The following is a 14,065-nucleotide window of genomic DNA, read 5'->3' on the forward strand; positions in this document are numbered from 1 at the left end:
CCGCGGTGGCCGGCGATGCGGCGGGCGGCGAGGCCGAGGCTGCCGAGGCGGATGCGTTCCGCGCCGGGCGGGATCTCGGGGAGCGCGAGGTGGTGGGCGGCTCCCGGCCACGAGGGGTGGCCGGCGGAGAGCGCGGAGCGGGCGGCCGCGGTCAGGGGGGAGCCGTCCCATCCGATCACCGTGACCCGGTCGGCCATCGTCGTCGGTCTCCTGGGGTGGGGGGTGGGGCGAAACCGCCTTCGGCGCCATCGCCCTGGCCGGAGGAGCTCAGGGGATCTCAGCGGGTTTCAGGGGGTTTCAGGGGGTCACGGTGAGACTACCCGGTCATCGGGCCGGTGCCGGTCCGCCATCGGGTCCGTGCCGGTCGGCGCTCGGGCCGGTGCCGGTCCGCCATCGGGTCAGTGCCGGTCGGCGCCGACGGCGTATCCGTGTGCGTCGGCGCGGCGGCGCAGGGGGTAGCCGTCGTCGTGGCCGGGGCGGCCGGAGGGGCCGGGGCGGGCGTGGCGGCTCTCGTAGACGTCGTACTCGTCGGTGTCGTCGAGGTCCTCGGGGACCAGGCTCCAGACGATGAGGTCGGTACGGGTGTCGGTCCAGCTGCCGTCGGCGTCCTGGGTGCGCACTATCGCCACGTTGCGCAGGACGCCTTCGCTGATGCAGCCGATCTTCTGGGCGACCTGCTGGGAGGCGGTGTTGTCGGCGGCGGTGCGCAGTTCGAGTCTTTCGAACCGCTGGTCGCGCAGGAGCCACTGGGCGACGGCGAGGACGGATTCGCTGGCGTAGCCCTCGCCGCGGGCCCAGGGGGCGGTGACGTAGCCGGCTTCGGTGGTGCGGGTGCGCCAGTCGGTGTTCTGGAGGTGGACGATGCCCACGAGGCGCTGGGTGAGGAATTCGGTGACGGCGAAGACGATGCCGCGGCCTTCGGTGCGCTCGGCGTGGGAGAGGGTGGTGGCCCAGGCGCGGGCGTCGGCGTGGGTGTAGGGGTGCGGTACGGAGGTCCAGGCGGTGACCTGCTCGTCGTTCATCATCTCGGCGAGCGCGGTGGCGTCGTCCTCCTCGAAGGGGCGCAGCACCAGCCGGTCCGTGCTGATGGTGACGTCCGGGAAGGTGGTAGTCATGCGCAGCTCCATGCCTGGGGACCGTGGGGCGGGACCGTTCGTGCTGGACCGTTCGTACGGGACCGTTCGTACGGGACCGCCGGTGCGGGACCGTTTGTGCGGGTCGTAGGCCACAGCATGCAGCATCGGCCGGGGGATGTGCAGGGCCGGGCTGCCCGGAAGCGGGCAGGGCCCGGGAAGCCCGCGGCCCCGCGCGCCCGGGTGGGTGCGCGGGGCCGGGAACCCGGCGTCTACCAGGCGGTCTCGGGTCAGGCGGCGGGGGTGCCGAAGGCCGGGATGACCGAGCCCTGGTACTTCTCCTCGATGAACTTCTTGACCTCGTCGGAGTTCAGGAGCTTGGCGAGCTTCTGGATGCGCGGGTCGTTCTGCTTGCCTTCCTTGACCGCGAGGAAGTTGGCGTACGGGTTGTTCTCGGCCTTCTCCAGGACCAGGGCGTCCTTGGCGGGCGAGAGCTTGGCCTCGAGGGCGTAGTTGCCGTTGATGACGGCGGCGTCGACGTCGTTCAGGGCGCGCGGGACCGTGGCGGCCTCCAGCTCCTTGAACTCCAGGCCCTTCTTGTCGGTGATGTCGGACAGCTTGGCGCTGGTGCCGACCCCGTCCTTGAGGGTGATCAGCTTGTTGGCGGCGAGCAGCTGGAGCGCGCGGCCCTCGTTGGTGGTGTCGTTGGGGACGGCGACGGTCTGGCCGGGCTTGATGTCGGTGAGGGCCTTGACCTTCTTGGAGTAGAGGCCGAGGGGTTCCAGGTGGACGTTCACGACGGGCACGATGTGCGTGCCGTTCTTCTTGTTGAAGTCGTCGAGGTACGGCTTGTGCTGGAAGAAGTTGCCGTCGACCTGGCCCTGCTCGGTGGCGGTGTTGGGCAGGACGTAGTCCGTGAACTCCTTCACCTCCAGCTTGAGGCCGTCCTTGGCCGCGAGCTTGTCCTTGACGAAGTTCAGGATGTCGGCGTGCGGGCTCGGGGAGGCGGCGATGACCAGGGGCTTGGTCTCGTCGACCTTGCCGCCGTCGGTCTTGGCGGCCGTGGACGGGTCCGAGGAGCTGCCGCAGGCGGTGAGGCCGAGGGCGAGCGCGGCGGAGGCGGCGGCGATGGCGGTGAGCTTGGTGTTCTTGCGCACGAAGAGTGCCTTTCTTGCTTTTCGCGGGTGTTCGCGGGGTGGTGGCCCAAGCACGACAAGTGCGGGCTTTCCTTTGTGGGGAAGTCTGTGAGGTTGTCTCAGGCGGTCCGGCGGGTTGTCTCAGGCGGTCCGGCGGGTTCCCTCAGGCTGTCCGGCCGCGGCGCGCGAGGACGCGTACCACGCCGTCACCGATCAGCTGGATCACCGTGACGAGGGCGATGAGGACGGCGACGGTGGCGAACATGAAGCCGGTCTCGAAGCGCTGGAAGCCGTAGGTGATGGCCTTGGAGCCGAGTCCTTCGCCGCCGACGGCGCCGGCCATGGCGGAGTAGCCGACGAGGGTGATCACGGTGGTGGTGACGCCGGCGACCAGGGAGGGCAGGGCCTGCGGGAGCAGGACCTTGCCGACGAGGGTGGGGATGCCGCCGCCCATGGACTCGACGGCCTCGATGAGGCCGTGGTCGACCTCGCGGACGGCGGTCTCGACGAGCCGGGCGAAGAAGGGGACGGCGCCGATGGCGAGCGGGACGATCATGGCGGTGGGGCCGATGAAGGTGCCGACGACGGCGGTGGTGACCGGGATCAGGAAGATCAGCAGGATGATGAACGGCAGCGAGCGGCCTATGTTCACGATCACGCCGAGGACCTTGTTGAGCGGCTGGTTCTGGAGGAGGCCGCCCTTGTCGGTGAGGACGAGGAGGATGCCGATGGGCAGTCCGCCGAGGACGGTCACCAGGGTGGACCACAGCACCATGTAGAGGGTGTCGTAGGTGCCCTGGGTGAGCAGGGGCTGCATCTCGGACCAGGTCACTTGGCACCTTCCTTGACCAGTGCGGCGATCTCGGAGTCGATCTCGGAGTCGAGGTCGGGTTCGTCGTCGACGATGTCGACCTGGAGGCCCTGCTCGCGCAGGAAGCCGACGGGCACCACGTTGTCCTCGTAGCGGCCGGGGAGTTCGATGCGCATGCGGCCGATCTGGCGGCCGGCGACGGTGTCCATCGCGGCGCCGAGGATCGAGATGTCGATGTTGTACGTGCGCGAGAGCTGGGAGATGACCGGCTGGGTGGCGGCCTCGCCGTGGAAGGTGACGTCGACGACGGTGCGGTCGGGGCCGGTGGCGGTGCCGCTGACCGGGAAGAGTTCGCCGGCGAGCTCGGAGCCGGGGGTGGCGAGCAGTTCGGCGACGGTGCCGGACTCGATGATCCGGCCCTTCTTCATGAGGGCGGCGGAGTCGCAGACGGCCTTGACGACGTCCATCTCGTGGGTGATGAGGAGGACGGTGAGGCCGAGCTGGCGGTTGAGGTCGCGCAGCAGCTGGAGGATGGAGCGGGTGGTCTCGGGGTCGAGGGCGCTGGTGGCCTCGTCCGAGAGGAGCACCTTGGGGTCGCCGGCCAGGGCGCGGGCGATGCCGACGCGCTGCTTCTGACCGCCGGAGAGCTGGGTGGGGTAGGCCTTGGCCTTGTCGGCGAGGCCGACGAGGTCGAGGAGTTCCAGGGCCTTGCGGGAGCGTTCGCGGCCGGAGACGCCGAGGATCTCCAGGGGGAGCTCGATGTTGGCCTGGACGGTGCGCGAGGACAGCAGGTTGAAGTGCTGGAAGACCATGCCGATGCGGCTGCGGGCCTCGCGGAGTTCCCTGCCGGCGCGGCGGCCGCGGCCGGCGAGGGCGGTGAGCTCGACGCCGTCCACGGTGACGGTGCCGCTGGTGGGGCGTTCCAGCAGGTTCACGCAGCGGATGAGGGAGGACTTGCCGGCGCCGCTCTGGCCGATGACTCCGTAGACCTCGCCCTCGCGGACGTGCAGGTCGACGCCGTCCAGGGCGGTGACCTCGCGGCCACGGGACTGGTAGACCTTCGTGAGGCCCGATGTGGTGATCACAGGATTTCCGTCGCTGTCGAGTGCACGGGGTGCGGGGTGCCGTGCACGGGGCAAACATCTGGGGACGCGATACGGGTCTAACCGTCACAAAACGATGGTGTCGACGCGTGCGCGGGGCAGGAGCGGTCCGTACCGGGGATCAGTCGGCGGTGTGGTGCGACTGGGGCGCGGAGTTGCCCGGCCGGTCTCGCTTCGGGGCGCGAGACTGCGTGGAAGGGGCCCTCAGAAGGCGCACATTCGACACATACAACGAGCACCGGGCGTCATCGTCGCCTCGGTCGCAAGGGTGCGGCTGCTCGTCGTGGTCATGGGCCCCAGTAAAGCAGACATGGCGACTCACCGATCAACGCTGTCCGGATAGCGGACGAAAACCGGCCGCCATCCGGACAGGAATGGACTGGACCAGTCAGCTCGCGGGATCCGTCTCCAGCGTGATCCCACCCTCGCTGACCAGCGCGGACACGGCCGACAGGTTGCGGACGACCACGTCCGCGTCGAGCTCGGCGGCCGGGTGCGTTGTGGTCAAGGCCACGGTCCGCATGCCGGCCGCCCGTCCGGCCGCCAGACCCGCGGGGGCGTCCTCGAAGACCACGCAGCGGGCCGGGTCCACGCCCAGGCGCCGCGCGGCCAGCAGGAACGGCTCCGGGTCCGGTTTGCCGCGGGTGACGTCCCCGGCGGTCACCAGCTCCGGGAAGTCGACGCCCGCCTCCCGCAGCCGCGCCTCGGCCAGCGGGCGGCCGTGCAGCTCCACCCGGGCGAAGTCCTCCGCCGGTATGCCGTACTCCCGGGCCCAGAGGGTCCAGCAGCGGTGCACGGATTCCATGGACGAGACGAGGGTGCCGTCGTTGTCGAACAGCAGGGCTTCGGCTTGCAGCTTCATGTCTTCCAGCAAAGCCCCCCGCCAGGGCCGGGCGCATCGGGCCTTTGGGCCCGTAATACCCTCGCTGCATGCTCGTCGCCCTGACGGTCGCCATCGGCGCGGCCGCACTCGCCCTCGCCGCCTGGTGCGGCCACGCCGCATGGCGGGACCAGCCGACCAAGGACTGGCACTTCATCGGCATGGCCGTGGTGACCGTGCTGGTCCTGGCCCAGCTGGTGATCGGCCTGGTCCAGCTGGGCCGGGGCGAGGAGCCCGAACAGGGCACGGTGATCTTCGTGGCCTACCTGCTGGGCGCCTTCGCGGCGGTCCCTGCGGCCGGGATGCTCTCGCTGACCGAGCGCACCAAGTGGGGCTCGGTGACGGTGGCCGCGGGCGCGGTCGTCCTCGCCGTGCTGGAAGTACGGCTCTACGACATCTGGGGATCCGGTGCCTGACACGACGACCGCCCCGCCCGCCGGGCGCAAGCGACTGGTCTCCGGTCCCGGACTGCTGCTGGTGTGGCTCTACGGGGTGATGGTGGTCGGCGCGCTCTCGCGCTCGGTCTTCCAGATCTCCACCGAGTTCGACCGGGCGCCGCTGGCGTACTCGCTGTCGGCGGCGGCGGCCGTGGCGTACGCCTTCATCACGTACTCGCTGGTGCGCGGCGGGGAGACGGCCCGCCGGGCGGCGCTGGTGTGCTGCGGCGTCGAGCTCGCCGGCGTGCTGGCCGTCGGGGCCTGGACGCTGGTGCGGCCCGACTCCTTCCCCGACGCCACCGTGTGGTCGGAGTTCGGGAGGGGCTACCTCTTCATCCCCGTGATCCTGCCGGTGACCGGGATGCTCTGGCTCCGCTCGAAGCGCTGAACCCGGGGGCCGGTCCGGGGGTGTCCCGCCGTCGCTGCGGAACACCCCCGGACCGGACGGCCGCTACGCGCTGACGGCGTAGTCGGTGTCCTTGGCGTCCTTCTCCAGGATGACCAGGCGCACGCCGTCGGAGGCCGTGCGGTTGCCGACCTGTGCGTAGCCGGCCTTGCGGTAGAGCCGCAGGTTGGACTCGCTCTTGTGGCCCGTGTGCAGGCGGAAGCGGGTCGTTCCGGCGTGCCCCGCGAGGGCCTCCTCGACCCCGCGCAGCAGCCGGGCGCCGAGGCCGTGGCCCTGCAGCCGCGGGTGCACGCACAGCTTGGCGATGCTCCCCGTGCCGTCCTCGCCGACGCTGCCGCGCACCGCGCCCACCACCTCGTCGCCGAGCCGGGCCACCAGGACGGTGTCCGAGGCCAGCTCCGCCTTCAGGGAGTCCAGGGACTGGGTGAGGGGCTGGATGAGGTAGTTGCCGTACAGCTCGGCCTCCCGCTGGAACGCCAGATACTGCAGCTTGAAAATCTGCTCGGCGTCTTCGGCGGCCGCCGCCGAAATGGTCACGCTCATGCCCATGTGCGCATGCCTCCCGCTCACCTGGTAGCTCTCCGGTCTACCGCTCCTTTCCCCACGGGTCAGGAGCCGCAACCTCGACAGCGAGCATTCTGCGCAGACATCCCAGGCAACGGGAACGTACCGGTCCCAAACTTCCTTGTGAGATACCCAACTCTCCTGCGATTTCACGGTAAGTCAGGTCCCTGGGCGACAGAAGTGCGGCCATCAGCTCCGGGCAGCGTCCGGGCAATCGGGCGACCGCCGATCGGAGGGCCCGGTTCTCCTCGCCGTGCAGCAGGGCGTCCTCGGGCTCGCCGGCCGCGTCCGCCGGGGTCGCGCCGTACGGGATCTCCCGCTGCGCCCGCCGCCGTGCGCGCCGGGCCTCCGCGCGCACGGCCCGCCGCAGCCAGCGGGCGCGGCCGGCGGGGAAGGGGGCGCGCGGGCCGCGTTCCAGCAACCGCACCCAGACGGCTTGTTCCAGGTCGGCGGGCTCCACCCCGGCGGCCGGGGCCTCGGCGGCGGCCTCGGCGGAGAGCAGCGGGCCCAGCTCCGTGAGCAGGTCGGGTTCCTGTATCAGGTCCATGCCGGGCGGGACGCGGGTGCCGGGCCGGGCGGTTTCCCCGCCGGGCCCGGCCCACCCGTTCGGGCGCGGGGGGCTAGCGGTTGACGCCGCGGCCGGGGCGGAAGGCCTCCGCGGCGAGGAGTCCGGTGTCCGGAATGTCGGTGAAGATGCCGTCGATGCCAGTTCGAAGTACTTCTTGAAGGGCGCCGAAGGCGTCTCCGTAGGCGGCCGGGGTCGGTGCCCTTGCGGTACTCGGTCGGCAGGAAGCTGTTTCTCGTTGCGCGCGGTGTAGGGGTGCAGCACCAGGCCCTTGGCGTGAGCGTCGCGCACGAGGGTGGTGGGGGTGCCGAGCTTGCCGGCGGCGTCGCGCGGCACGATCAGGTCGAGGGTGGGGCCGATGCCCTGGGCGAAGCCCGCGATCCACTTGAGGCCCTCGGGCTTGACCAGGTCGGCGACGGTGCGGGGGTCCTTGGCCGTCTCGAAGTCCCAGGACAGCGTGTGGGCCGCGGAGAGCAGCACCACGCGGGGGGCGGAGACCAGGCGGGAGAGCCGCTGGATGCTGGAGGGCTCGAAGGACTGAAGGAACACGGCGGCGTCGCGGCCGTCGCGCCCGTAGCGGCGCAGCAGCTTGGCGAGGGGCTCCTCCAGGCCGAGGCCGAGGCCCCGGAAGTAGGTGGGGTGCTTGGTCTCGACGTGCAGCCAGACGCGCTTGTCGCGCAGTCGGCCCTCGCGGTTGGCCCAGCGCAGCACCTCTTCGAAGGTGGGGACCGCCCAGTGGCCGTCGTAGAGGGTGTTGCGCTGGCGGACGGCGGGGATGCGTTCCTTGGCGCGGAGGGTCTTCAGTTCGGCGAGGGTGAAGTCCTCGGTGAACCAGCCGGTGACGGAGACCCCGTCGACGGTCTTGGTGGTGCGCCGGCCGGCGAACCCGGGGTGGTCGGCGACGTCGGTGGTGCCGCCGATCTCGTTCTCGTGGCGGCAGACGAGGTGGCCGTCCTTGGTGGGGACGAGGTCCTGCTCGATGACGTCGGCGCCGAGGTCGAGGGCCAGCTGGTAGGAGCCGAGGGTGTGCTCGGGGCGGTAGCCGCTGGCGCCGCGGTGGCCGATGACCAGCGGGACGGGCAGGTCGCGGTAGCCGCCGCCGTCGCCGTGGCCGTGGCCGGAGCGGTCGTCCGCGGCGGTGGCGGTTCCCGCCGTGAGTCCGGTGATGCCGGTTCCGGCCGCCAGTACGGCCGCTCCGAGCACCGTGCGCCGTGCTGCCCCACCCTGTGTCATCTGTGCCACTCCTCGTCCTGGACCGGGCCCGCGGCCCCGGGATCTCCGGGGGGCGTGGAGGCCCCGGTCGGCGTGGCGATGGTAGGCAAGGGAGGGTGGCGCGGGGGTGGGCTCCGGCGGAACATGGCGGAAACGCGTGTCAACACTGCGTATCCACCTCGTGAACCCGATGTGCCAACAGGGGCGGCCCGCGAGTATCGTCCTCACCTGCACTACCGCCGTGTGGTGCGAAAGCCGCTTTTCGATGCCGGAGGGCTCACGTTGTTCCGTACCGCGCTCATCAAAGCCACTGTCGGACCGGTCATGCGCCTGATGTTCCGCACCAAGGTGGAGGGGCTCGACAACATCCCGGGCACCGGTCCGGTGATCCTGGCGGGCAACCACCTGACCTTCATCGACTCGATGATCCTGCCGCTGGTGTGCGACCGCACGGTCCACTTCATCGGCAAGGACGAGTACGTGACGGGCAAGGGCCTCAAGGGCCGCCTGATGGCGTGGTTCTTCACGGGCTCCGGCATGATCCCGGTGGACCGGGACGGTGCGAACGGCGGCGTCGCCGCGCTGATGACGGGCCGCCGGATCCTGGAGGAGGGCAAGATCTTCGGGATCTACCCCGAGGGCACCCGCTCCCCCGACGGCCGGCTCTACCGCGGCCGTACCGGCATCGCCCGCCTGACCCTGATGACCGGCGCCCCGGTGGTCCCGTTCGCGGTGATCGGCACGGACAAGCTCCAGCCCGGCGGCGCGGGCATGCCGCGCCCGGGCCGGGTGACGATCCGCTTCGGCGAGCCGATGGAGTTCTCCCGCTACGAGGGCATGGACCGCGACCGCTACGTGCTGCGCGCCGTGACCGACTCGGTGATGGCCGAGGTCATGCGCCTGTCGGGCCAGGAGTACGTGGACATGTACGCGACGAAGGCGAAGGCTGCCTGAGTCCGCCGGCCCGCCGGCCCGGCCGCCCGGCAGCCGGGGGATCACTGCCGCTGGAGTGACCGGCTGACGCCCGCCGCCGTGGTGGTGGCGAGGACCCAGCCGGTCACGATCAGCAGGTACGACAGCCACTGGTACCAGCCGGCCGGCGCGAAGGCGCCCTCCTGCCCGAAGCCGATGATCGGCAGCATCAGGTCGAGGGTGAAGAAGAGCGGGTTGAACTCCGGCGCCTCCCCGGCCTTCAGCGCCCGCGGCGGGGTGATCCCGTACGCGACGGTCCCGGTGACCGTCAGCGCCAGCAGCCAGGCCGCCGCGCGCAGGGGCCGGAAGCCGTAGCCGACGGTGGCGTCCTGGAGCAGGCCCCAGAGCCGGGTGCGGCGGGGCTGGGTGCGCCGGTGGCGGCGCAGTTTGGCCAGTTGGGCGGTGCGGGCGCCCGCCTCGTCGCCGACGGTGCGGTAGGCGGCGGCGAGCTGCTCGTAGGCGTACGGCAGGTAGCCGTCCTCCTCGCGCTCCAGCAGCGGCAGCCGCTCTTCGGCGGGCAGGTGGGGGTGGAGCAGCCGGTAGGTGAGTCCGTCGGTGCGGACCAGGGGCGGCCACACGGACGGCTCGGCCCAGAGGATGTCGAACTGGCTGCGCCGCAGGTTGACGATGCCGTCGATGGTGGGGCACTTGCGCAGCCAGAACTCCCCCATCACGGCGGAGCTGGCGCGCAGGGCCACTCCCCCGGGGTTGGACAGGCTGGCGCGGGTCAGTATGGCCTGGCCGGGGATGCGGGCGCCGGTGAGGTTGACCATGCCCTCGGCGTGCAGCCGGTGGCCGCGCAGGTCGGTGCCGACCACCAGGGTCTCGGCGTGCAGGGCGATGCCGCCGGGGTTGACGAGCCGGGCGCCGTCGAGGCTGATCTGGCCGGCGATGCCGGCGCCGTTGATGCGGAACTGGCCGTGGACGGTGAGGCCGTCGGCCATGATGTCCGTGCCTATTTCCGCGTGGTTGAGCTGGAGCGGCGGCTCGTCCGCCTCGTCGGCCAGGCTGCCCTGCCGGATGACGGCGCCCTGGAGGAAGAGCCCGCCGGCGATCCTGGCGCCGGCGAGGCGGACGGGGCCGTCGATGCGGCAGCCGGAGAGCCTGAGCACGATCTCGACGCGCACGGTGGCGGCGGTCAGGCCCGGGAGGGTGGAGTCGCCGAGGACGAGGGCGCGCAGCTGGGCGCCGTACATCATGGGCTTGCGTTCGAACCAGCAGGACCGCATCCGGATGGGGTGGTCCACGACCGCGTACTTCAGGTCGAGCTTGCCGGTGATCCTCGCGCCGTAGAGCTTGATGCCGGCGACGTGCCCCTCGTCGGCGGCGCCCCCGACGAGGAGGTTGCGCAGCACCTCGGCGCGCACGCTGCGTCCGGGGCCCCAGGAGGCTCCGTCGTGGGAGCTCTCGTCGGGGCTCTCGCGGAAGTCGACCGCCTCGCCGCGCGGGAAGGCGTCGACGACGCGGCGCTCGGCCGGGGTCAGGTCGTTGATCTCCATCGCGGGGATGGTGTCCCGGCGTCCGACGGACTGTCAATTCCGTTCGGCCCGCCGGGACGGCACCGCGCGGCGCGGGGCGTCAGTGCTCGACGCCGTCCTGGAGTTCCTGGCCCTTGAGCAGGAACCAGGCGGCCGCCGCGGTGGCCAGCAGGACGGCGGCGCCGACGCCGGAGGCGAGCCGCAGGCCGTCCACGAAGGCGTCCTGGGCCGCGCCGACCATGGTGTGGGCGGTCGCCGGGTCCAGGGCGCGGGCTGCCTCCACGGCGCCGCCGAGGGATTCGTGCGCGGCGTCGGCGACCGGGGCGGGGACCGAGGCCGGGGCGGTGAAGCCCTGGTAGACGCCGGTGACGACGGAGCCGAGCAGGGCGATGCCGAGGGCGGCGCCGAGTTCGTACGCGGTCTCGGAGACGGCGGAGGCCGAGCCGGCCTGTTCCTTGGGGACGCTGGAGAGGATGACGTCGGCGGTGACGGTGAAGGAGAAGCCGGCGCCGAGGCCGACGACGAGCAGGGCGGCGCCGAGCAGCGGGTAGCCGGTCTCGCGGTGGATGACGGTGAGGGCCGCGAGGGCCAGGCCTATGGCGGCGAGGCCGCCGGTGACGACGACGCGTACGGAGTACTTGCGGGCGTACCTGCCGGCGACCAGGCCGGTGGCCACCGCGCCGATGGCGGCGGGCAGTTCGGCGAGTCCGGCTTCGAGCGGGTCGCGGCCCTGGACCAGCTGGAAGAACTGGGAGAGGAAGAAGACGAGTCCGGAGAGGCCGAAGACGGTCAGCAGGTCGGCGAGGACCGCGCCGGAGAAGCCGCGGTGCTTGAAGAGCCGCATGTCGAGCAGCGGGGAGGCGAGGGCGAACTGGCGGCGGACGAAGGCGTAGAGGCATGCGGCGCCGAGGGCCGCGGCGATCCAGACGCCGGCGGTGGCGCCGTGGGTGGCCGCTTCCTTGACGGCGTAGACGACGCCGATGACGCCGACGAGCGACAGGGCGACGCTGATCAGGTCCCAGGGGCCGGCGACGGGGTTCTTGGACTCGGGCAGCAGCCGGATGCCGACGAGGACCAGGGCGATCATCACCGGGAGGTTGATGAGGAAGACCGAGCCCCACCAGAAGTGCTGGAGCAGGGCGCCGCCGACGACGGGGCCGACGGCCGCGCCGGCGGAGGCGGTGGCGCCCCAGATGCCGATGGCGAGGCTGCGTTCGCGCGGGTCGTGGAAGATGTTGCGGATCAGCGCGAGGGTGGACGGCATCAGGGTGGCGCCGGCCACGCCGAGCAGGGCGCGGGCGACGATCATCATCTCGGGGCTGGTCGCGTAGGCGTTCAGGACCGAGACGGCGCCGAAGGCGGCGGCGCCGGTGAGGAGGAGCTTCTTGCGGCCGATGCGGTCGCCGAGGGAGCCCATGGAGACGAGCAGGCCGGCGATGACGAAGGAGTAGATGTCGCCGATCCACAGCAGCTGGGTGCCGGAGGGCTTGAGGTCCTCGCTGAGGGACGGGGTGGCGAGGCCGAGTACGGTGGCGTCGACCGCGACCAGCAGGACGGCCAGGACGAGCACGGAGAGGGCGAGCCAGCGCCCCCTGCCCTTCTCCTCCGCCCCCGTCCCCCGGTGCAGCTGTTCGGTTCGGGTCATCACTCCACACTCCGTCGTGCGCCACCGAGCAGCAACTCGGTGATCATGTACTGGAAGTCCTTGGCCGCGACCCGGCCGTCCATGACGGCCCAGGCGCAGCTGCCGACGAGCCCGTAGAGGGCCTCGGTGAGCCATGCGGGGCTCAGGTCGATGCGGATGTCGCCCTCCTGCTGTCCGCGCTTGAAGAGCGCGCTGACGCGGGTGTCGAGGCGGGCCCAGCCCTCGTTGACCTGGTCGCCCTCGAAGAGCTGGTTCTCGGTGACGAGGAAGGCCAGCAGCTGGGCGTTGGGCTCGGTTTCGGCGATCAGCCGCCTGATGGCGTCCACGGCGGTCCCCTCGTCGAGGCGGGCCCGGTCGAAGGCGCCCTCGAACTCGCGGATGCCGAGGTCTTCGAGGGCGCGTACGAGGGCGTCGCGGCCGGCGAAGTGCCGGTGGAGGGTGGCGCGGCCGATGCCGGCGGCGCGGGCGACCTCGTCCATCGTGGCGGTCGACTTGCGGGAAAGCAGGGCCGCGGCGTCGCGGAGCACCTGGTCACGATCCATGGCCATGAGACAAGCATAACCCGAATGAGACGTAGGTGTCTCATTCGTTGATCCGGATCAAGAAAACGGGTCGCCCCGGGGGCGGCCCGGGAAGAAGGCTGGAGCCATGAAGCCACTGCTGCTGATCGACGTCGACGGCCCCCTCAACCCGTACGCCGCCAAGGCCCAGCGCCGCCCGGACGGCTACACCACGCACCGGATGCGGCCCACCGGCTTCACCGACGGCAAGCCGCTGCGGGTCTGGCTGAACCCGCACCACGGCACGGAGCTGCTCGCGCTGGCGGACGCGTACGAACTGGTCTGGGCCACCACCTGGAAGGACGAGGCGAACGACTGGATAGGACCGCACCTGGGCCTGCCGCGGCTCCCCTTCATCGACTGGCCGGTGATGCACGGCCGGGCGCCGCGCGGCACCTTCTGGAAGACGCAGTACGTCCTGGAGTACGCGGGCGCGCGGCCCTTCGCCTGGATCGACGACGACATCACCGCCATGGACCACGAGTACGTCGACCAGCGCCACCCGGCGCACGCCCTGCTGATGCACGTGGACGAACGGATCGGCCTGACCCGTGCGGACTTCGACGCACTGGCGGACTGGGCGGCGGGACCGTGACGTGAAGTGATTCGGTGATCACTCCCCGCAATCGCGGGATTGATGCACATCTTGATCATTTGGAGTGACCGTCGCCGCCAGGACTTCTCCCGGTGGCGGGCGAGGGAGGAGAGTCCTTCCCGGTGAGCCCTTTCCCGGGGTGGGCCACCTGCACGGACTCATCCACATGCAGGGAGACAGTCATGAACGCATCCAGGAAGCTCACCCTCGCGGCGGCGGCGCTGGCGCTGACGGTCGGCGGCGTGCTCGCCGTGTCCTCGGCCTCGGCGGAACCGGCGGTCGCCTCCCACTCCATGGCCACGACCACGGCGTGGGCCAAGGTCGCCGCCAACGGCCAGGTCCTCGGCGGCCAGGGCATCACCGGCATCAACAAGTTCGGCATCGGCCGCTACAACATCACCACGTCCTCCGGCCTGAACGGCTGCGCCCTGCTCGGCACCATCAACACCAACGGCGGGAACGACCCCGGCCCGGGCAGCTCGTCCATCCTGGTCGGCCAGGTGAACGGCAACACCCTCTTCATCCGCACCGCCACGCCGTCCGCCGCCGGCAGCGCGGCCGTGGACAGCGACCGGCCGTTCTCGATCACCGTCGTCTGCTGACACCCGGACACGCCGGAGGGGCGGTG

At 71.4% G+C, this 14,065-nt stretch carries 15 protein-coding genes and 2 pseudogenes; 5 read left to right on the forward strand and 12 right to left on the reverse strand.

All coding sequences use genetic code 11. The features are described from left to right. From SSNG_RS41910 to SSNG_RS07020, 6 genes and pseudogenes are all read right to left on the reverse strand, one after another. Positions 1-197: pseudogene (locus tag SSNG_RS41910) on the reverse strand (precorrin-6y C5,15-methyltransferase (decarboxylating) subunit CbiE); the annotation flags it as partial. A 201-nt stretch (positions 198-398) separates the two neighbouring features. After that, complete coding sequence (locus tag SSNG_RS07000; RefSeq protein WP_007263105.1) at positions 399-1,115, reverse strand: GNAT family N-acetyltransferase; 717 nt, start codon at positions 1,113-1,115, stop codon at positions 399-401. A gap of 248 nt (positions 1,116-1,363) precedes the next feature. After that, positions 1,364-2,230, reverse strand: a complete 867-nt coding sequence (locus tag SSNG_RS07005) for a MetQ/NlpA family ABC transporter substrate-binding protein (protein WP_007263106.1) — start codon at positions 2,228-2,230, stop codon at positions 1,364-1,366. Positions 2,231-2,372: 142 nt separating this feature from the next. Further along, positions 2,373-3,041 carry a methionine ABC transporter permease gene (locus SSNG_RS07010; protein ID WP_007263107.1) on the reverse strand — a complete coding sequence of 223 codons (669 nt, stop codon included), beginning with the start codon at positions 3,039-3,041 and terminating at the stop codon, positions 2,373-2,375. Next, positions 3,038-4,105: an ATP-binding cassette domain-containing protein gene (locus SSNG_RS07015; RefSeq protein ID WP_007263108.1), complete on the reverse strand. Its 1,068-nt coding sequence runs from the start codon at positions 4,103-4,105 to the stop codon at positions 3,038-3,040. Before SSNG_RS07015 ends, SSNG_RS07010 begins: the two co-directional genes overlap by 4 nt. Positions 4,106-4,511: 406 nt before the next feature. Beyond that, a complete protein-coding gene (locus tag SSNG_RS07020) occupies positions 4,512-4,985 on the reverse strand; it encodes an HAD-IA family hydrolase (RefSeq protein ID WP_042800653.1) in 474 nt (157 codons plus the stop codon). A gap of 68 nt (positions 4,986-5,053) precedes the next feature. Between SSNG_RS07020 and SSNG_RS07025 the strand changes: the two genes are divergently transcribed. Together SSNG_RS07025 and SSNG_RS07030 are read left to right on the forward strand one after the other, a co-directional pair. Beyond that, the gene (locus SSNG_RS07025) at positions 5,054-5,419 is read left to right on the forward strand and encodes a hypothetical protein (RefSeq protein WP_007263109.1); all 366 of its coding nucleotides are present in this window, start codon (positions 5,054-5,056) and stop codon (positions 5,417-5,419) included. Then, positions 5,412-5,828 (forward strand): hypothetical protein, encoded by a 417-nt coding sequence (locus SSNG_RS07030; RefSeq protein ID WP_007263111.1) that lies wholly within the window; start codon positions 5,412-5,414, stop codon positions 5,826-5,828. Before SSNG_RS07025 ends, SSNG_RS07030 begins: the two co-directional genes overlap by 8 nt. A gap of 63 nt (positions 5,829-5,891) precedes the next feature. Here the strand turns inward: SSNG_RS07030 and SSNG_RS07035 are convergent, their stop codons facing one another. From SSNG_RS07035 to SSNG_RS07045, 3 genes and pseudogenes are all read right to left on the reverse strand, one after another. Further along, entirely contained in the window at positions 5,892-6,395 is a 504-nt protein-coding gene (locus tag SSNG_RS07035) for a GNAT family N-acetyltransferase (RefSeq protein ID WP_042800654.1), read from the reverse strand. A 37-nt stretch (positions 6,396-6,432) separates the two neighbouring features. Beyond that, positions 6,433-6,957, reverse strand: coding sequence for a sigma-70 family RNA polymerase sigma factor (locus SSNG_RS07040; protein ID WP_042800655.1), 525 nt, complete (start codon positions 6,955-6,957; stop codon positions 6,433-6,435). Between the two features lie 73 nt (positions 6,958-7,030). Further along, a pseudogene (locus tag SSNG_RS07045) lies at positions 7,031-8,208 on the reverse strand (glycerophosphodiester phosphodiesterase). A 303-nt stretch (positions 8,209-8,511) separates the two neighbouring features. Between SSNG_RS07045 and SSNG_RS07050 the strand changes: the two are divergent. Then, positions 8,512-9,141, forward strand: coding sequence for a lysophospholipid acyltransferase family protein (locus SSNG_RS07050; protein WP_042803043.1), 630 nt, complete (start codon positions 8,512-8,514; stop codon positions 9,139-9,141). Positions 9,142-9,182: 41 nt separating this feature from the next. On the opposite strand, the gene SSNG_RS07055 is transcribed toward SSNG_RS07050, so the two are convergent. From SSNG_RS07055 to SSNG_RS07065, 3 genes are all read right to left on the reverse strand, one after another. Continuing rightward, complete coding sequence (locus SSNG_RS07055) at positions 9,183-10,658, reverse strand: hypothetical protein (protein ID WP_007263116.1); 1,476 nt, start codon at positions 10,656-10,658, stop codon at positions 9,183-9,185. A gap of 79 nt (positions 10,659-10,737) precedes the next feature. Next, positions 10,738-12,282 carry an MFS transporter gene (locus SSNG_RS07060; RefSeq protein WP_007263117.1) on the reverse strand — a complete coding sequence of 515 codons (1,545 nt, stop codon included), beginning with the start codon at positions 12,280-12,282 and terminating at the stop codon, positions 10,738-10,740. Then, positions 12,282-12,830, reverse strand: coding sequence for a TetR/AcrR family transcriptional regulator (locus SSNG_RS07065; protein ID WP_007263118.1), 549 nt, complete (start codon positions 12,828-12,830; stop codon positions 12,282-12,284). The genes SSNG_RS07060 and SSNG_RS07065 overlap by 1 nt, the downstream gene beginning before the upstream one ends. Positions 12,831-12,930: 100 nt before the next feature. Between SSNG_RS07065 and SSNG_RS07070 the strand changes: the two genes are divergently transcribed. Together SSNG_RS07070 and SSNG_RS07075 are read left to right on the forward strand one after the other, a co-directional pair. Then, positions 12,931-13,437 carry an HAD domain-containing protein gene (locus tag SSNG_RS07070; protein ID WP_007263119.1) on the forward strand — a complete coding sequence of 169 codons (507 nt, stop codon included), beginning with the start codon at positions 12,931-12,933 and terminating at the stop codon, positions 13,435-13,437. A 182-nt stretch (positions 13,438-13,619) separates the two neighbouring features. After that, positions 13,620-14,039, forward strand: coding sequence for a hypothetical protein (locus SSNG_RS07075; protein ID WP_042800657.1), 420 nt, complete (start codon positions 13,620-13,622; stop codon positions 14,037-14,039). Positions 14,040-14,065: the final 26 nt, after the last annotated feature.

It is taken from the genome of Streptomyces sp. C (assembly GCF_000158895.1).
GTDB classification, from domain to species: domain Bacteria; phylum Actinomycetota; class Actinomycetes; order Streptomycetales; family Streptomycetaceae; genus Streptomyces; species Streptomyces racemochromogenes.